The sequence below is a fragment of the Halomonas saccharevitans genome (assembly GCF_032333995.1).
GTDB classification, from domain to species: domain Bacteria; phylum Pseudomonadota; class Gammaproteobacteria; order Pseudomonadales; family Halomonadaceae; genus Halomonas; species Halomonas saccharevitans.
In genome coordinates this window covers 404,821-423,276 of record NZ_JAVXUR010000003.1, presented here as the reverse complement: position 1 = coordinate 423,276, position 18,456 = coordinate 404,821, and the positions used below count along the sequence as shown (strand labels likewise).

Sequence of the window (18,456 nt, the reverse complement as noted above, 5' to 3'; positions counted from 1 at the left end):
CCTCCAGAACTGACAAGACCACGCCGAAGCGTGGCCTTGAGAGCTTTATCAAAAAAGCTGTCGCCCTCTCCGAGCGATGCTCAGACTAGGCGAATCCCGAGTAAGGCGGCGGAGTTTAGCAGCGCTAAATGAGCAAGCCGTCTCGGGATTCAACGACGTATGAGCGAGCGCAGGAAGGGCCGCACCTCAGGCGCGGGAGACGTACTCGCCGGAGCGTGTATCCACCTTCAGCACCTCACCCTCGTTGATGAACAGCGGCACGCGAACCACGGCGCCGGAGGAGAGGGTCGCCGGCTTGGAGCCGCCCTGGGCGGTGTCGCCCTTGAGGCCCGGGTCGGTCTCGGTGACCTCGAGCTCGATGAAGTTCGGCGCGGTCACGTTGATGACGTTGTCGTTCCACAGCGTCACGGTGTAGGGCACCTGCTCCTTGAGCCACTTCTCGGTGTCGCTCAGGGCCTTCTTCTCCACGGCGTACTGCTCGAAGGAGCCGTCCGTCTTCATGAAGTACCACATGTCACCGTCGGTGTAGAGGTACTCCATCTCCAGCTCCATGACGTCGGCGGCTTCCAGGGAGTCGCCGGACTTGAAGGTGTGCTCCAGGACTCGACCGGTCATCAGGTTACGCAGCTTGACGCGGTTGAAGGCCTGGCCCTTGCCCGGCTTGACGAGCTCGTTATCGACGATGCTGCACGGATCGCCGTCGAGCATCACCTTCAGACCGCCCTTGAATTCGTTGGTAGAATAGTTGGCCATGATCGCTTATCCATATTCGAGCGTGCCACCGGCCGAGGCCGGCGGCACGCGCAAGCAGATGAAGTGTCACGGGGGCCTCGCCCCCGTACGCATTGACTGGTGTGCCGCATGATAACCCGAAGCAGCGCTCTTTTGCAGCGCCCCGCCCCGGAGACCAAGCCTCTCACTCCGGAGACCCAGCCCCTGCCCGTGCAGGCTCGCTGGCAGACCCAGCTGGCCGGGGCGATCCGCGATCCTCACGAGCTATGCCGTCGCCTGGGCCTCGACGCGACCTGGCAAGGCGGCGCCGCGCGTGGCCATGCGCTGTTCGAGGTGCGGGTGCCCGAGGCCTATCTATCCCGCATCCGCCCCGGTGATCCGTCGGATCCGCTGCTGCGCCAGGTGCTGCCGCTCATTGAGGAGGACCGTTCGGTGGCCGGCTACGTGGCCGACCCCCTGGCCGAGGCCGAGCACACCCCGGCCAAGGGGCTGATCCACAAGTACGCCGGCCGGGTGCTGCTGATCGCAAGCCCCGCCTGCGCGGTGAACTGCCGCTACTGCTTTCGCCGCCACTTCCCCTACGAGGAGAACGCCCCCTCGCGGGCGCAGTGGGAGGCGAGCCTCGACTACCTCCGGGAGGATGCGACGATCCGCGAGGCGATCCTCTCCGGCGGCGATCCGCTGGCGGCCAACGACCGCCGGCTCGCCTGGCTGGTCGAGCGGCTCGAGGCGATCCCGCACCTCAAGCGGCTGCGCCTGCACACACGCCTGCCGGTGGTGATTCCCGACCGCATCGACGCTGCTCTGCTCGACTGGCTCGGCGCGACCCGGCTGCAGAAGGTGATGGTGCTGCATATCAATCATGCCCAGGAGATCGAGGAGGCGGTGGTCGCGGCCTGCCGGCGACTGCGCGAGGCCGGCGTGACCCTGCTCAACCAGAGCGTGCTGCTGCGCGGGGTGAACGACGACGTCGACGCCCTGGCCGCGCTCTCCGAGCGGCTCTTCGAGGCGGGCATCCTGCCCTACTACCTGCACGTGCTCGACCCGGTGTCCGGCGCCGCGCATTTCGACGTGGCAGACGACGAGGCCCGCGCGCTGGTCGCGGAGCTGCGCGAGGTGCTGCCGGGCTTTCTGATGCCGCGGCTGGTCAGGGAGATTCCCGGCGAGGCGAGCAAGACGCCGCTCTAGCTGTAAGCCATAAGCCGTAAGCTGTAAGTAAAAACCCCCAAGGCACGACACCTTGGGGGTTTTCTTATGGCTTAAAGCTTACAGCTTAAAGCTGCCGACCGGCGAAGCCGGTCAGGCCAACGTCTCGGCGGTAACGTTGGGCGCCGGCGCCTCGGTGGAGAGCTTGCGGTTGATGGCGCTCATCACGCCCTTGATGGAGGCGCTGGTGATGCTCTCGTCGGTGCCGACGCCGAACACGGCCTCGCCGCCGACGCGTACCTCCACGTAGGCGATCGCCTCAGCATCGGCGCCCTGGCCGCGGGAGTGCTCATGGTAGTCGATGATCTCGACGTCGTGGCCTTCGGCGGCCAGCGCCTTGACGAAGGCCGCCAGCGGGCCGTTGCCCTGTCCCTGGATGGTGCGGCGCTCGCCATACTCCTCGATGGTCGCCTCGAGGCTCACGGTCGGGCTGTCCGGCTCCGAGGCCATGCGGTGGCTGATCAGGGCGAAGGGCTCGTGCTGCTCCAGGTACTCGTCGACGAAGGCCTGGTAGATCATCTGCGAGGTGATCTCGCGGCCCAGCCGGTCGGCGACTTCCTGCACCACCTGGCTGAACTCGATGGAAAGCCGGCGCGGCAGCTCGATGCCGTGCTCCTGCTCGAGCAGGTAGGAGACGCCCCCCTTGCCGGACTGGCTGTTGACGCGGATCACCGCCTCGTAGCTGCGGCCGACGTCGAGCGGGTCGATGGGCAGGTAGGGCACCTCCCAGGCGTCGCTCTCGGCCTCGCGGCGTGCGGCCATGCCCTTCTTGATGGCGTCCTGGTGGGAACCGGAGAAGGCGGTGAACACCAGATCGCCCACGTAGGGGTGGCGCGGGTGCACCGGCAGCTGGTTGCAGTACTCCACCTCGCGCATGATCGGTGTGATGTTGGAGAAGTCGAGCTTCGGGTGCACGCCCTGGGTGTAGAGGTTCATGGCCAGGGTGACGAGGTCGACATTGCCGGTACGTTCGCCGTTGCCGAACAGGCAGCCCTCGACCCGGTCGGCGCCGCCCATCACCGCGAGCTCGGCGGCGGCCACGCCGGTGCCGCGGTCGTTGTGCGGATGCACGCTGACGATCAGGTGATCGCGCTTGGCGACATGGCGGCAGAACCACTCTATCTGGTCGGCATAGTTGTTGGGCGTCGCGCACTCCACGGTGGCGGGCAGGTTGACGATCATCGGCGCCTCGGCGCTGGCGCCGAAGGTGGCCTCCACGGCGTCGACGATCTCCACGGCGAAGTCCATCTCGGTGGTGGAGAAGAGCTCCGGGGAGTATTGGAAGGTCCAGTTCGTCTCCGGCGCCGCTTCCATGTGCTCACGGATCCGCGTGGTGGCGTCCACGGCGATCTGGATGCACTCGGGCTTGTCGACGTTGAACACCACGCGGCGGAACACCGGGTCGGTGGCGTTGTAGACGTGGACGATGGCGTTCTTCGCGCCCTTCAGCGACTCGAAGGTGCGATCGATCAGGTGCGGGCGGGCCTGGGTGAGCACCTGGATCTGGACGTCGTCCGGCACCTTGTCCTCTTCGATCAGGGCACGCACGAAGTCGAAATCGGTCTGGGAGGCCGAAGGAAAGCCCACCTCGATCTGCTTGAAGCCGATCTTGACCAGCAGGTCGAAGAGGCGCTGCTTGCGCTCCTGGTCCATGGGATCGATCAGCGCCTGGTTGCCGTCGCGCAGGTCGACGGCGCACCACTGGGGCGGCGTCTCGATGCGCCGGCTGGGCCACTGGCGGTCGGGCAGATCGACGGCCACGAAGGGGCGGTACTTGGTCGCGGGGTTATCGAGCATCATGGTGGCGTTCTCCCAGGTAAGCGGCGGCGTTCAGCAACGTTCCGTCAGAAACGGCTAGTCAGAAACAGCGACGCCCCGTCGGCCAGGGGCGGACGGGGCGTCGTGGTAGTCAATGTTGTCGCACACGACCATGCGGGATGCCTGACGGCAGCCGTGGGTGATGGCAACAGCGGCAATGTTCATGGCGCGGATACTGCGGATGGTGGACATGCTGCAACCTCGTTTCGACCGGGACGTGCTCTCTAGCGGCGGGCGAGGCGACGGCGATGCGGACTGCACCGCCCGTCGCGCTCAGCGGCGGGCTAGGGGTAGTCGTAGGTCGAGAACGAGGTGGCGCGATGTCGTGTTCATGCCCCTAGAAGATCAGTCCTCGCCGCGCCTGTCAACTCCACTCCCCTCCCGTCGAGAGCCCAGCGCCGCCTCCATGCGGTCGAGCTGGTCGCGCAGCGCGCGCACGTCGTGGCGCAGCCCGTGCAGCTCAGCGGCCTCGCCCTGCCCGCTTTCGATCTCCATCTGCACGCTCTCCTTCTGCATCACGTCGAGCACGATGCCGATCATCATGTTGAGGAAGATGAAGGCGGTCAGGAAGATGAAGGTCAGGTAGTAGATCCAGCTCCAGGCATGCAGCTCCTGGGTGGCATACATCACGTCGGTCCAGTCCTCGAAGGTGGCGATGCGGAACAGGGTCAGCATGGAGATCGAGATGTTGCCCCACAGGACCTCATCGACCTCGGCGAACAGGAAGCTACCGAGCGCCGCGTAGATGTAGAAGATGATGAACATCAAGAGCGCCACGTAGCCCATGCGCGGAATCGACTTGACCAGCGCCGCCATCAGCAGGCGCAGCTCGGGGATCATCGAGACCAGGCGCAGCACCCGAAAGATGCGCAGCAGCCGTGCCAGCAGCACCATCTCCGAGTCGTCCAGGGGAATCAGGCTCGCCGTCACGATCAGGAAATCGAAGATGTTCCAGCCCCGGCGGAAGAAGTCCCGCAGGCGCTTCTCCGCCCCCATGCGAATCAGGATCTCCACCAGGAAGAACACCGTCACCGCCACGTCCATCGCCAGCAGCCACTGCTGGAAGCGACCGGTCTCCTCGTAGGTCTTGGCGCCGATCAGCAGCGCCGAGAGGATGATGATGGTGATGACCGTCAGCTCGAAGGCCTTGTGGGCGCGCAGGCGCTCGAAGTGCCCCCGCCAGGTCTCGAAGGTCGTGCTCACCGCGACGGCTCCTCCAGGTCGCCCTGGCGATAGCCGATCAGGTAGAGCACCGCATCGAGCCCCAGGGTGGAGATCGACTGGCGCGCCTGGGCCCTGACCAGCGGCTTGGCCCGAAAGGCGATGCCGAGCCCGGCGGCGGCGAGCATCTTGAGGTCGTTGGCGCCGTCGCCCACGGCGATGGTCTGCTCCATGGCGAGGCCCTCGCGCTCGGCGATCTCGGCAAGCAGCTCGGCCTTACGGTCGGCGTCGAGGATCGGCTCGCGCACCTCGCCGGTGACCTTGCCGTTCTCGATCACCAGTTCGTTGGCATGCACCTCGTCGAAGCCGAGGGTCTCCTGCAGGTGGCGAGCGAAGTAGGTGAAGCCGCCGGAGAGGATCGCCGTGCGATACCCGAGCCGCTTGAGCTGGCGCATCAGCCGCTCGACGCCGTCCATCAGCGGCAGCGACTCGGCGATCTCTGCGAGCACCGCCTCGTCTAGCCCCTTGAGCTTCGCCATGCGCTCGCGGAAGCTCTGCTGGAAGTCCAGCTCGCCGCGCATGGCCCGTTCGGTGACCGCCGCCACCTCGTCGCCCACGCCGTGGCGATGCGCCAGCTCGTCGATCACCTCGGTCTGGATCAGGGTCGAGTCCATGTCGAAGCAGACCAGCCGGCGGTGGCGACGCCAGATGGAGTCCTCCTGGATGGCGATGTCCACGCCGTGCATGGCACCAAGCGCCAGGGCCTTCTCGCGCAGGGCCTCGAGGTCGACCTCCTCGCCGCGCAGCCAGCACTCCACGCAGGCGCCCTGAATGGCGTCTTGCTCCCCGGGCACGCCGCCGTCCAGCGGCTCACGACCGGAGAGGCGATGGATCAGCTCCACGGTCAGGCCGTGCTCGGCGGTGAGCGCGCCCACCTCGGCGAGGATCCCGGCGGGCAGGTGCGGCGCCAGCAGGGTCAGGATCAGCCGCGGCCGGCTGGCCTGACTGCTCCAGCGCTGGTAGTCCTCGGCGCTGACCTGGATCGCCTGGACGTCGAGGCCCAGCGCGTCGCCCGCCGACGCGAGCGCCGCCTCCAGGTCGCTCTCGTGGGCGAGGCCCACCAGGGCCTCCAGGGAGAGCATGCCGAAGGTCACGCTCTGGTTGATGTCCAATAGGCGAGCCCCGCTGCTCGCCAGTGCCCTGCCCAGGCCGGCCAGCTGACCGGGGCGCGCCGTGCCGGTGGCACGGATCAGCAGTCGTCTCGTCATGTCACTCTTCCACGTTCAGGCGGTCGACCTTCTGCAGGCCGCGGGGCAGCTTGCTGCCCCGCCGGCCGCGCTCACCGCGATAATAGTCCAGGTCCGCCGCCTTGAGGGTCAGCTTGCGCTTGCCGGCGTGCACCACCAGGGAGGCACCGGCCGGCACCACCACCAGGTCACGCAGAAATTCCTCGCGTCGCGCGGCCCGGGCGCCGGGGATGTCGATCATCTTGTTGCCCTTGCCCTTGGCCATCTCGGGCAGCGCCTCGAGGGGGAAGACCAGCAGCCGCCCCTCGTTGGAGACCGCCGCCACGCTCGCGCCCTCCGCGGCCGGCACCTCCAGCGGCGGCAGCACGTTACAGCCCTTGGGCACGCTGAGGATCGCCTTGCCGGCCTTGTTCTTGCCGGTGAGCTCCTCGAGCCGGGCGACGAAGCCGTAGCCGCCGTCCGAGGCGAGCAGGTAGCGGGTCTCGGGCGGGGCCAGCATCAGACCCGTCATGTGCGCCCCGGCCACCACGTTGACCCGGCCGGTGACCGGCTCGCCCTGGCCACGGGCGCTGGGCAGGTTGTGGGCCTGCAGGGTGTAGGCGCGACCGGTGTCGTCAAGCAGCACCAGCGGCTGGTTGGTCTTGCCCCGGGCGGCGAGGTGAAAGCAGTCGCCGGCCTTGTAGGAGAGTCCGGCGGGATCGATCTCGTGGCCCTTGGCGCTGCGGATCCAGCCCTTCTCGGAGAGCACCACGGTGACCGGATCGGCGCCGACCAGTTCGACCTCGGAGAGCGCCTTCGCCTCCTGGCGCTCGACCAGCGGCGAGCGACGCGCATCGCCGTGCGCCTCGCCGGCCTCGCGCAGCTCGGTCTCGATCAGGTCGGTGAGCTTGGCCTCGTTGCCGAGCAGCTCCTGCAGGCGCTGGCGCTCGGCCTCCAGGTCGTCCTGCTCGCCGCGGATCTTCATCTCCTCGAGCTTGGCGAGGTGGCGCAGGCGCAGCTCGAGGATCGCCTCGGCCTGGCGGTCGCTCAAGCCGAAGGCCTCGATCAGCGCGGCCTTGGGCTCGTCCTCCTCGCGGATGATGCGGATCACCTCGTCGAGGTTGAGGTAGGCGGCCAGCAGGCCCTCGAGGATATGCAGGCGGTCCTCGACCTTGCCCAGACGGTGCTCGAGGCGCCGGCGCACCGTGGCACGGCGGAAGCGCAGCCACTCACCGAGCAGGTCGGGCAGCGGCATGACCCGCGGCCGGCCGTCCAGGCCGATCACGTTCATGTTGACGCGGATGTTCTTCTCGAGGTCGGTGGTGGCGAACAGGTGCGCCATCAGCGCCTCGACGTCGACCCGGTTGGAGCGCGGCTCGATCACCAGCCGGGTCGGCTCCTCGTGGGTCGACTCGTCGCGCAGGTCGGCCACCATGGGCAGCTTCTTGGCCTGCATCTGGGCGGCGATCTGCTCGAGCACCTTGGCGCCGCTGACCTGGTAGGGCAGCGCGGTGATCACCACGTTGCCCTCTTCGCGCACGTAGCGCCCGCGCAGCTTCACCGATCCTCGCCCGCCCTCGTAGAGCTTTCGCAGGTCGGACCGGGAGGTGATGATCTCCGCCTCGGTGGGGAAGTCCGGCGCCGGCAGGTACTCGAGCAGGTCGACGGTGGTCGCCTCGGGATGGCGCAGCAGGTGGCAGGTCGCCTCGACCACCTCGCCCACGTTGTGGGGCGGGATGTCGGTGGCCATGCCTACGGCGATGCCGGTGCCGCCGTTGAGCAGTACGTGGGGCAGCCGCGCCGGCAGCACCACGGGCTCGTTCATGGTGCCGTCGAAGTTGGGGGTCCAGTCGACGGTGCCCTGGCCGAGCTCGGCGAGCAGCACCTCGGCGAACTTGGACAGCCGCGCCTCGGTATAGCGCATCGCCGCGAAGGACTTGGGATCGTCGGGGCTGCCCCAGTTGCCCTGGCCGTCGACCAGCGGGTAGCGGTAGCTGAACGGCTGGGCCATCAGCACCATCGCCTCGTAGCAGGCGCTGTCGCCGTGGGGGTGGAACTTGCCCAGCACGTCGCCGACGGTGCGCGCCGACTTCTTGTACTTGGCGCTGGCCGACAGGGCCAGCTCGCGCATGGCGTAGACGATGCGCCGCTGCACCGGCTTCATGCCGTCGCCGATATGGGGCAGGGCCCGGTCGAGGATGACGTACATCGAGTAGTCGAGGTACGCCTTCTCGGTGTATTCGCGCAGCGAGAGGCGCTCGACGTCGCCCTCTGCCACCTGGATATCCATGGTCATACGGTGTGCCCTTGGTCAGGGTTCAAAATCTGTGTCCGCCACCCGCGGCTGTTCCGGCGACAGGCCCCGAAGTGTCGGGCCATCGGGGAGGCGCTGTGAACCCTTCCCTGGGCGCTACCTTTTCCGTCCCTGGAAAAGGACCTCCCCTTCGACCTGTCCCCGGCGCCGCTTGCCTTGGTGCTTGTAGCTCGGCGCTCGTAGCTTGTGGCTCGGCGCCTGGCGCTATACCTCGATATCCGCCAGGTTGCCGTAGTCCTCGAGCCAGCTCTTGCGGTCGGCGGCGCGCTTCTTGGCCAGCAGCATGTCCATCATCTCCATGGTGCCGTCGCCGACCTCACGGGTGAGCTGCACCAGCCGGCGGGTCTCGACGGCCATGGTGGTCTCGCGCAGCTGCAGCGGGCTCATCTCGCCCAGGCCCTTGAAGCGCTGAACGTTCACCGTGCCGCGCTTGCCCTCGAGCTTGCGCAGGATGGCCGCCTTCTCGCTCTCGTCCAGGGCGTAGTGCACCTCCTTGCCCAGGTCGATACGGTAGAGCGGTGGCATGGCGACGAACACATGGCCAGAATCGACCAAGGCCGGGAAGTGACGCACGAAGAGCGCGCAGAGCAGCGTGGCGATGTGCAGGCCGTCGGAGTCGGCATCGGCGAGGATGCAGATCTTGTGGTAGCGCAGCTTGGAGAGATCCTCGCTGACCGGGTCCATGCCCACGGCCACGGCGATGTCGTGCACTTCCTGGGAGCCGTAGATGTCGTGGGACTCCACCTCCCAGGTATTCAGGATCTTGCCGCGCAGCGGCAGGATCGCCTGGCTCTCACGGTTGCGCGCCTGCTTGGCGCTGCCGCCGGCCGAGTCGCCCTCGACCAGGAAAAGCTCGCTGGTGGCCGGGTCCTGGCCCGAGCAGTCGGCGAGCTTGCCGGGCAGCGCCGGGCCCGAAGTGACCTTCTTGCGCGCCACCTTCTTCGAGCTCTTCTGGCGACGCTGGGCGGCGCTGATAACGAGCTCGGCGAGCGCCTCGGCCTGATCGACGTGGTGGTTGAGCCACAGTGAGAAGGCGTCCTTGACCACCCCGGAGACGAAGCCCGCCACGGTGCGCGACGACAGCCGCTCCTTGGTCTGGCCGGCGAACTGCGGTTCGAGCATCTTCACCGAGAGCACGTAGGAGACCCGCTCCCAGAGATCCTCGGCGGTCAGCTTGACGCCTCGCGGCAAGAGGCTTCGGTACTCGCAGAACTCGCGCAGGGCATCGAGCAGCCCGGCCCGCAGGCCGTTGACGTGGGTGCCTCCCTGGGGCGTCGGGATCAGGTTGACGTAGCTCTCCAGCAGCGCCTCGCCCCCCTCGGGTAGCCACTGGATCGCCCAGTCGACGCCGTGTTCGTCGTCGGCGAAGTGGCCGACGAAGGGCGAGGCAGGCAGCACCTCATAGCCGTCGGTGGACTGGGCCAGGTAGTCGCGCAGGCCGTCGGCGTACTGCCAGACGCTCCGGTTGCCGTCGGGTTCGACCAGGGTGACCTTGAGCCCCGAGCAGAGCACCGCCTTGGCGCGCAGCAGGTGCTTGAGGCGCGACAGAGACAGTTTCGGGCTGTCGAAGTAGCTCTCCTCGGGCCAGAAGCGCAGCAGGGTGCCGCGAGCGCGCTTGGGCGCGCTGCCGATCACCTGCAGGGGGGAGGCCTTGTCGCCGTGCTCGAACGCCATGCCGTGGCGGCTGCCGTCACGCAGCACCTCGACTTCCAGACGCTTGGAGAGCGCGTTGACCACCGAGACCCCGACGCCGTGAAGGCCGCCGGAGAAGCGATAGCTCGACTGGGAGAACTTACCGCCGGCATGCAGCCTGGTCATGATCAGCTCGACCCCGGAGACGCCGTGCTCCGGGTGGATATCGATGGGCATGCCGCGGCCGTCGTCGGAGACCTCGACGCCGCCGTCCTCGAACAGGCGAACGGTGATCGCCCCGGCATGACCGGCCAGCGCCTCATCGACGCTGTTGTCGATGACCTCCTGGACGAGGTGATTGGGCCGCGAGGTATCAGTATACATGCCGGGGCGCTTGCGCACCGGCTCGAGGCCGGAGAGGACCTCGATGGAGCTGGCACTGTATTGCGTCATGCATCACCCAAAATGGTTACGATCGTTCGTGTCGCCCGGGACGCCGGTGCCCTTAATGCCAGGAGCCTGAAAGCCAGGAGCCTGGACGCCAGTCGCTTGCACAGCGGGGCCCTCACGGCCGGCGAGCCGCGCCGCCGACAGGGCGTGGCCGCCGTGGGCGAGGATCGCCGGCAGGTAGTCTGCCAGGGCCGCGAAACCGTGATCCCCCTGCGGGTGCAGGATGACTCGCGCGCCCCGGTAGAGGGCGAAGGCCCGCCGGGGATTCAGGGTCTCGTCGGCCGTGCCCAGCAGCAACAGGTAGCGCTCTGCCGTGACTCGCCCGGGCGTCAGCGCCTCGAGCTCCTCGAGATGCGCGGCCTCGATGGCGAAGCGCTCGCCGGTGTAGGCGTTGTCGAAGCGCTGACCGACCCAATCCGCTACCAGCGTCGCCGGGGCCACCGCCGGGTTGATCAGCACCCCCGGCAGATCGTGGCGCTCGGCGATCAGGGTGGCCAGAAAGCCCCCCATGGAGCTGCCCACCACCAGCGGGGCGGAGCCCAGCTCGGCGAGTCGCGCCTCGGCACAGGCCAAGGCGGCACGCGGCCGGTGCGGCAGCTGCGGCGTGGCGCAGGGAAGCCCGAGCCGCGCGCAGGCCTCACGCACCAGGGCCGCCTTGGGCGAGCCGCTGCCGCTGTTGAACCCGTGCAGGTAGAGCACCCCGCTGGCCGCCGGCCGCCTCCGGGCGGCGCTCAGCATACCGCAACCCCTGTACATGCAGCCAGTATCATCACGAACGGCGTTCCGCCGCCCAGGCGGCCTCGATCAGGCCACGAGTGGAATCGTCCATGCTCGCGAGGTCGGCGTGATGCTCGAGGATCCGCTGGGTCTCGCCGGCGATCTGCTTGCCGAGTTCCACGCCCCACTGGTCGAAGGGATTGATGTCCCAGATGGTCGCCTGGACGAACACCTTGTGCTCGTAGAGGGCGATCAGCGCCCCCAGGGTCGCCGGCGTCAGCCGCTCCAGCAGCAGGGTGCTGGAGGGCTGGTTGCCGCGGTAGCGCTTGTGCACCGGGCGCGGCCCGTCGTCCTTGACGGCCTCGTCGCCGAGCATCAGCGCCCGTGACTGGGCGAAGCAGTTGGCGAGCGTCAGGCGATGCTGGCCCATCAGGTGAGCGCGGGTGGCCGGGTCCTCGACGTCCTCGTAGCGCACCAGGGGGGCGATGAAGTCGCACTCCACTGCCTGGGTGCCCTGGTGGAGCAGCTGATAGAAGGCGTGCTGGGCATTGGGCCCGAGCTGGCCCCACAGCACCGGGCAGGTGGAGTAGCCGACGGCCTGGCCATCGTGGGTCACCGACTTGCCGTTGGACTCCATCTCCAGCTGCTCGAGATAGGCGGCGAAGTATTCCAGGCGACCGTCATAGGGCAGGATCGAGTGGGCGCGGACGTCGAGGAAGTTGACGTTCCAGATCCCCGCCAGGGCCAGCAGCACCGGCAGGTTGTCCTCGAGGGGCGCCTCGCGGAAGTGGCTGTCCAGGGCGTGGGCGCCGGCCAGCAGCTCGCGGAAGTTCGCCATGCCCACCGCCAGGGCGATAGGCAGGCCGATGCCGCCCCACAGCGAGTAGCGCCCGCCGACCCACTCCCAGAACTCCAGCTGGTGGGCCTCGGCGATGCCCCACTCACTCATCTTCTCGGGGCTCGCCGAGATGCCGATGAAGTGCTGCTGCAGGACCAGCTCGGCGTCGACGCCCTCCTCGCCGTCCTCACCCAGTAGCCGCGCCATCAGCCAGTCCCGGGCGGTGCGCGCATTGGAGAGGGTGTCGATGGTGGTGAACGACTTCGACGAGAGCACGAAGAGCGTGGTCTCGGGGTTAAGCCGCGCCAGGTAGTCGGCCAGCTGCGAGCCGTCCATGGTGGAGGCGAAGTGCACGTCGACGGCGTGCACGCCCCGGGGCCGATAGTCGGCCAGGGCGTGGGTCACCATCAGCGGCCCCAGGTCGGAGCCGCCGACGCCGAGGTTGACCACGTCGCGGATCGCCTTGCCGGTGGCGCCCCGCCACTGCCCGGCGTGAAAGCGCTCGACCATGGTCGCCATGCGATCCAGCGTGGCGTGAACCGACGGCACCAGGTCCTCGCCCTCCACCATCAGGCTCGCCTCGGCCGGCAGCCGCAGGGCGGTGTGCAGGGCCGGACGATCCTCGCTGCGATTGACCCGCTCGCCGGCGAGCAGGGCACGAATCGCCTCGGGGACCTCGGCCTCCCGGGCCAGGTCGAGCAGCTTCGCCAGGGTCTCGGCGTCCCAGCGCTGCTTGGAAAGATCCAGGGTCAGGCCCGCCGCCTGGCGGGTGAAGGCGCCATGGCGACCCGACTCACCGGCGAAGAGTTCGCTCAGGTGCGTGGCACGCATCCCCTCGGCGTGTTCGGCCAGTGCCTGCCAGGCAGCCCCCTGGTCGATGGTGGGCTCTATCATGGGCGTCTCCTGAACGTCCTGTCGTGCAGCCGATGCGGGCGAGGCGTAGAATGGCGCCCCTTACCCCATGATATCCGGCCTGTTCCATGAGTGACGCATCTTACCGTGACGCGATCTTTTCGACACCCCTGGACCGGGTGGCGCGCTTCTCCTTCGACGAGCAGGTCGTCGCCTGCTTTCCCGACATGATTCGCCGCTCGGTGCCGGGCTATGGCCAGATACTCGGCATGCTCGGCGTGATCGCCGGCCGCCACCTGCGCCACGGCGCCCACGTCTATGACCTGGGCTGCTCGCTGGGCGCCGCCGGCCTGGCACTGGCCGGGACCCTGGCGCCGGACGCCTTTCGCTACACCGGCGTGGATCTCTCCCCGGCCATGGTGGCGCGTGCCCGAGAGACCCTGGCGGCGGAGTGTCCCGACCACGCCATGGAGGTGCTCGAGGGCGATATCCGCCAGCTGGAGTACGCCCCCGCCGGCATGATCGTGCTCAACTTCACCCTGCAGTTTCTCGCCCCGGAGGATCGCGACGCGGTGATCTCACGCCTCTTCGCTGCCCTGGAGCCCGGTGGCGTGCTGGTGCTCTCCGAGAAGATCAAGGCCGCCGACGAGCAGGAGAACGCCTGGCTGGTGGAGCGCTACCACGACTTCAAGCGGGCCAACGGCTACAGCGAGATGGAGATCAGCCAGAAGCGTACGGCGCTGGAGAACGTGCTGGTGCCGGACACCCTGGCGGGGCATCACGAGCGCCTGGCGCGGGCCGGCTTCTCCCGCGCCCACACCTGGTTCCAGTTCCTCAACTTCGCCTCGCTGATCGCCTTCAAGGACTGCCGTTAAAAGGAGTAACCACGTGCCGATCGCGCCGGAACACCGCGACCTCTACCGCGCCTTCCTCGACCAGGGCTTGGACGCCTGGCTGGCCCGCCTGCCCGACCAGCTCGCCCGGGGGCTCGACCGCCAGCGCTACGGCGACCTGCCGGCCTGGGAGAAGGCCGTGGCCAAGCTGCCCGACCTGCCCGAGACGCGACGCGTCGAGCTCGACCGTGACACTGTGAGCGTCGAGGCGGCGCTCGACGATAGCCAGCGCCGTCAGGCCGAAAGCCTGCTGAGAAAGCTCATGCCCTGGCGCAAGGGGCCCTTTTGCCTAGGCGGGGTGAATATCGACACCGAGTGGCGCTCGGACTGGAAGTGGCAGCGCGTCGCCCCGCATCTGGCGCCGCTCAACGGTCGCCGGGTGCTCGACGTGGGCGGCGGCAGCGGCTATCACGCCTGGCGCATGGCCGGGGCAGGGGCCGCCTTCGTGCTGGTGATCGACCCCTCACCGCGCTTCTTCTGGCAGTTCCGGGCGGTGCGCCACTTCGTCGGCGACGCCGACGGCCACCGCACCCACTTCCTGCCGGTGGGCATCGAGGACGTGCCCGAACGGCTCGCCTTCTTCGACACGGTGTTCTCCATGGGCGTGCTCTATCACCGCCCCTCGCCGCTGGAGCATCTCGTGCAGTTGAAGGAGGCCCTGCGCCCGGGCGGCGAGCTGGTGCTGGAGACCTTGGTGGTCGAGGGCGACGCCACCAGGGTGCTGCTGCCCGGGGAGCGCTACGCCGCCATGCCCAACGTCTACTTCCTGCCCTCCTCCGCCGCGCTCTGCCAGTGGCTCGAACGCTGCGGCTTTCACAACGTGCGGGTGGTGGACGAGGCGGTGACCACCACGGAAGAACAGCGGGCCAGCGACTGGATGACCTTCCAGTCGCTGGCCGACTTCCTGGATCCCGATGACCCGACCCGCACCTGGGAGGGCTACCCCGCCCCGCGCCGCGCGGTGATCATGGCCAACCGGCCCGACTGAGCCCCAGGCGCGATCGCGAGAAGCTACTGAGGCTTCCTTGCCTCAGGCGGGGTCCTCGGGCCTCGTATCCTCTGGCGCTGCGGCCGCCTCACGGCGCACCGCCGCCAGCCCATGGCCGGAGATGAACCCCTGGGCATGGGCATGTTCGGCGATCAGCACGCTGTCGGCGGCCAGTACCAGGTCGCAGTGGGTGTGGCGCAGCTGGTCGCAGAGCACCTGGATGGCGCGCTGCCGATCCTCTCGCTGCTCCACGCGTCGGATATAGATGGCCTTGATGCGCCCGGGGTGGGCTTCGACGATGCGGGTGTAGACCTCGGGATCGTGCTGTCCGCTGTCGCCGATCAGCACGCAGGGCACTCCCTCGAACGTCGCCAGCATGCGGCTGATCAGCTGCTGCTTATGATCCACGGCCCGACGCGGCAAGGGGTGGCGCAGGGAGATGCCCCACTCACGCAGGAACAGGATCGGCCCGACCGGAATGCGATTGAGCTGGAAGAAGGTCTCCAGCATCTCGTAGATCGCCCAGGGGCCCCGCGACACATAGAGGATGGGCCGCTCGCCCTGGTCGTCGGCGCCGCGGTGCAGGGCCTGGTAGAGCGCGGCCACGCCGGGAAAGGCCATGCGCTGATCGGGCTGCTCGATGAACAGCCGATAGAGCATGCGCAGCTTGTCGGCCACGCCGGTGTACATCACGGTATCGTCGATGTCGCTAATCACCAGCAGGTCGGTGGCGGATACCGGGATGAAAACCTCCGCGCTGGCGCGCACCGGCAGTTCCTGATCCGCGCTGACCCACAGCTCGGCGCGATGCCAGGCACTATCGCTTGGCAGCGACGAGGCCAGCATCAGATGCGCATCGAAGTAGCCGTCGCGGTCGGTGGTCACGGCGACTCGATTGTCGCCCAGGCGGATATCGACGCTGGCCCCGGCCACGCCGCGCCGGCCGATCCGTCGCGCCACGTCGACCAGGTCGCGCAGGAAGCCGCGGCGCGGCACACTTTTGCCAAGCGGCGCCTGGCGGAACACGCGGCCCGTGAGAAAGACTTCTCGCCGCGAGCCATACCCCCGGTAGGGGGTGGCCGTCAGGCCGCCACGCCCGTGGCCCCGCTTCATCGGCCGAGCCACGCCCCCCACCAGCCGCTTGACGAACAGGGCGGCGCGTCGAAGCGACGGCTTCCCCACCGCCACTCTCCCCAGCGACCCGCTCAAGATGCACCGTTCATGGTCGGATATTCCCTATCACGTCGATGCCTTCAGCCTACTCCCAGCCCGCTGGGTTTCGCATCTTCCATCCGTCAACGCCGAGACGCTGTTCCATCAGAGAAGCTTGCGGCCACCGCCGGGGGCATTGCGGCAAGGACGCCGATGCCTATCGTCCGCCCTCGCACGAGGCCTAGCGCCGCAGGATCACCAACCAGCGTCCCAAATTGAGGATGCTGGCCAGGGAGGCGGCGACATAGGTGAAGGCGCAGGCGGTGAGCACGTGGCGGGCACCGGCCATGTCACGAGCCGGGATATACTCCGCCAGCAGCGGCAGGGCCCGCCCGAAGCTGGCATCAAACTCCACCGGCAGGGTCACCAGGTGCACCAGCGCCGCGGTACCGAAGCTGATCACCGCCAGGGCCACCACGACGATCAGGCCGCCGGGCAGGCGCGTCAGCACGAACAGGAAGGGCGCGGCCATCATCAGCAGCGCCCCGACCTTCTCGGCCTTCTGCGCCACGGCCACCAGCCGCGAGCGCGCCAGCAACGGCGCATAGCCGTCCCGGTGCTGGATGGCATGGCCCACCTCGTGGGCCGCCACCGTCACCGCCGTAAGCGAGCGTCCCGTGTAGTGTTCCTGTGAAAGCCGCACCCGCCGCGCCTCGGGGTCGTAGTGATCACCGTGATCGGTCACCTCTACCCGGACGCCCTCGAGGCCGAGTCGCCGAATCAGGTGCTCGGCGAGCTCGCCACCGGTACCGGGGTATTCGTCACGCCCTCGGGCGTGACGGGCCAGCACCCACTTCGCCCAGAGGTTGGGCAGCAGGAAGAGGGCCAGCAGCAGGGCGATTGCCAGGACGATCATCGGGTCGGGCTCCAAGCAGGGTCAGATCATTGGACCCAGACTATCAGAGCCGGTTTCCGAAACGCCTGCCCCAGACGACAAGAAGCCCGACGACACGGGGTCGTCGGGCTCGTTGTCGGCCGGAGTCATCGGCTTATTTGTTGAGCAGCTCGCGCAGGTCCTTCGCCTCCCAGTGCGGGAAGTACTTGCGTACCAGGGCGTTGAGCTCCAGCTCGAAGCCGGCCCAGTCCACCTCGCCGGCCGGGCGAGCGGATGACGGCGCGACGGCGCGAATCATCCCCGCCCCCACGGTGACGTTGGTGAGCCGGTCGATGACGATGAAGCTGCCGGTGCCCGGGCTGCAATCGTAGTCGTCCAGCGCCACCTCGGCGGTCAGCTCGACCCGGCAGCGGGCGATGGCGTTGAGTTCGAGCCGCTCGGCCGAATGACGCGCCTGGCTGTTGACGTCCACCTGGTGGAGGATCTCGCCGACCCGGCCCGCCACGGAGCGCCCGGCCAGGCGAATGTCGACCGCCCGCCCGGGGGTGAGGGGCTCGTCGTGCATCCACACGATGTCCGCCTCGAAGGCATCGGCCAGGGCGACCTCGGCGTCCGCGGCGACGATCCAGTCACCGCGGGAGATATCGACCTCATCACTCAGGGTGACGGTGATCGCCTGGCCCGGCCAGGCAGCATCCAGGTCGCCATCGAAGGTGACGATCCGCTCCACCGTCGAGGTCCGCCCGGAGGGCAGCACCTTGATGGCCTGGCCCGGGCGCAGGATGCCCGCCTCCAGGGTGCCGGCGTAGCCGCGGAAGTCGAGATCGGGGCGGTTGACGATCTGCACCGGCAGGCGCAGGTCGGTAAGGTTGCGATCGCGACTCACCTCGACGCTCTCCAGCAGTTCGAGCAGCGGCGGTCCGGCATACCAGGGCGTCTTGTCGCTGCGATTGACGACGTTGTCGCCCTCCAGCGCCGAGAGCGGCACGAAGCGAATATCGGGGGCGTCGAGCTGCTCGGCGAAGGCGCGATACTCGGCGACGATCTCCTCGAAGCGCGCCTCGTCGAAGCCGACCAGGTCCATCTTGTTAACCGCGATCACCAGGTGCTGAATGCCCAGCAGGTCGGCGATGAAGCTGTGCCGACGGGTCTGGGTCTGCACGCCGTAGCGGGCGTCGATCAGGATGATCGCCAGGCTCGCCGTGGAGGCGCCGGTCGCCATGTTGCGGGTGTACTGCTCATGGCCCGGAGTGTCGGCGATGATGAACTTGCGCTTGTCGGTGGAGAAGAAGCGATAGGCCACGTCGATGGTGATGCCCTGCTCCCGCTCGGACTGCAGGCCATCGACCAGCAGCGCCAGGTCCACCGCCTCGCCGGTGGTACCGCTCTTCTTCGAGGCCTGGGTGATCGCCGCCAGCTGGTCGTCGAAGATCATCTTGGAGTCGTGGAGCAGCCGCCCGATCAGGGTCGACTTGCCGTCGTCGACGCTGCCGCAGGTGATGAAGCGCAGCAGGTCCTTGTTCTCGTGCTCGTGCAGGTACTGCTCGATGTTGTCGGCGATCAGTGTCGATTGATGTGACAT

Annotated in this window: 14 protein-coding genes; 3 read left to right on the top strand and 11 right to left on the bottom strand. The window is 68.1% G+C overall.

The window, feature by feature from the left end:
- Positions 1 to 186: 186 nt before the first annotated feature.
- Positions 187 to 753 (bottom strand): elongation factor P, encoded by a 567-nt coding sequence (efp, locus tag RSO68_RS10005; protein ID WP_089847127.1) that lies wholly within the window; start codon positions 751 to 753, stop codon positions 187 to 189.
- 108 nt (positions 754 to 861) lie between these two features.
- Between efp and epmB the strand changes: the two genes are divergently transcribed.
- On the top strand, positions 862 to 1,920 hold the full coding sequence (gene epmB, locus RSO68_RS10000) for an EF-P beta-lysylation protein EpmB (protein WP_315586485.1): 1,059 nt from the start codon (positions 862 to 864) through the stop codon (positions 1,918 to 1,920).
- Between the two features lie 111 nt (positions 1,921 to 2,031).
- On the opposite strand, the gene leuA is transcribed toward epmB, so the two are convergent.
- The 7 genes from leuA to pgi form a co-directional block, all read right to left on the bottom strand.
- Entirely contained in the window at positions 2,032 to 3,738 is a 1,707-nt protein-coding gene (gene leuA, locus RSO68_RS09995) for a 2-isopropylmalate synthase (RefSeq protein WP_315586484.1), read from the bottom strand.
- 363 nt (positions 3,739 to 4,101) lie between these two features.
- Positions 4,102 to 4,959: an ion transporter gene (locus tag RSO68_RS09990; RefSeq protein WP_089847121.1), complete on the bottom strand. Its 858-nt coding sequence runs from the start codon at positions 4,957 to 4,959 to the stop codon at positions 4,102 to 4,104.
- Positions 4,956 to 6,185 carry a phosphoserine phosphatase SerB gene (gene serB, locus RSO68_RS09985; protein WP_089847119.1) on the bottom strand — a complete coding sequence of 410 codons (1,230 nt, stop codon included), beginning with the start codon at positions 6,183 to 6,185 and terminating at the stop codon, positions 4,956 to 4,958. The genes RSO68_RS09990 and serB overlap by 4 nt, the downstream gene beginning before the upstream one ends.
- A gap of 1 nt (position 6,186) precedes the next feature.
- Complete coding sequence (parC, locus tag RSO68_RS09980) at positions 6,187 to 8,439, bottom strand: DNA topoisomerase IV subunit A (protein WP_315586483.1); 2,253 nt, start codon at positions 8,437 to 8,439, stop codon at positions 6,187 to 6,189.
- Between the two features lie 222 nt (positions 8,440 to 8,661).
- A complete protein-coding gene (gene parE, locus RSO68_RS09975; protein ID WP_089847115.1) occupies positions 8,662 to 10,542 on the bottom strand; it encodes a DNA topoisomerase IV subunit B in 1,881 nt (626 codons plus the stop codon).
- 3 nt (positions 10,543 to 10,545) lie between these two features.
- The gene (locus tag RSO68_RS09970; RefSeq protein WP_315586482.1) at positions 10,546 to 11,277 is read right to left on the bottom strand and encodes a YqiA/YcfP family alpha/beta fold hydrolase; all 732 of its coding nucleotides are present in this window, start codon (positions 11,275 to 11,277) and stop codon (positions 10,546 to 10,548) included.
- 31 nt (positions 11,278 to 11,308) lie between these two features.
- Positions 11,309 to 12,988: a glucose-6-phosphate isomerase gene (pgi, locus tag RSO68_RS09965; protein ID WP_315586481.1), complete on the bottom strand. Its 1,680-nt coding sequence runs from the start codon at positions 12,986 to 12,988 to the stop codon at positions 11,309 to 11,311.
- Positions 12,989 to 13,074: 86 nt separating this feature from the next.
- On the opposite strand from pgi, the gene cmoA reads away from it, so the two are divergent.
- Both cmoA and cmoB read left to right on the top strand, forming a co-directional pair.
- Positions 13,075 to 13,821 carry a carboxy-S-adenosyl-L-methionine synthase CmoA gene (gene cmoA, locus RSO68_RS09960; RefSeq protein WP_315586480.1) on the top strand — a complete coding sequence of 249 codons (747 nt, stop codon included), beginning with the start codon at positions 13,075 to 13,077 and terminating at the stop codon, positions 13,819 to 13,821.
- Between the two features lie 13 nt (positions 13,822 to 13,834).
- Positions 13,835 to 14,827, top strand: a complete 993-nt coding sequence (gene cmoB, locus RSO68_RS09955) for a tRNA 5-methoxyuridine(34)/uridine 5-oxyacetic acid(34) synthase CmoB (RefSeq protein WP_315586479.1) — start codon at positions 13,835 to 13,837, stop codon at positions 14,825 to 14,827.
- A gap of 42 nt (positions 14,828 to 14,869) precedes the next feature.
- Here the strand turns inward: cmoB and RSO68_RS09950 are convergent, their stop codons facing one another.
- The 3 genes from RSO68_RS09950 to cysN all read right to left on the bottom strand — a co-directional run bounded on the left by RSO68_RS09950 (position 14,870) and on the right by cysN (position 18,456).
- Positions 14,870 to 15,940: an App1 family protein gene (locus RSO68_RS09950; protein ID WP_315586556.1), complete on the bottom strand. Its 1,071-nt coding sequence runs from the start codon at positions 15,938 to 15,940 to the stop codon at positions 14,870 to 14,872.
- Between the two features lie 280 nt (positions 15,941 to 16,220).
- Positions 16,221 to 16,895, bottom strand: coding sequence for a zinc metallopeptidase (locus RSO68_RS09945; RefSeq protein ID WP_089847102.1), 675 nt, complete (start codon positions 16,893 to 16,895; stop codon positions 16,221 to 16,223).
- A 133-nt stretch (positions 16,896 to 17,028) separates the two neighbouring features.
- A complete protein-coding gene (cysN, locus tag RSO68_RS09940; protein WP_315586478.1) occupies positions 17,029 to 18,456 on the bottom strand; it encodes a sulfate adenylyltransferase subunit CysN in 1,428 nt (475 codons plus the stop codon).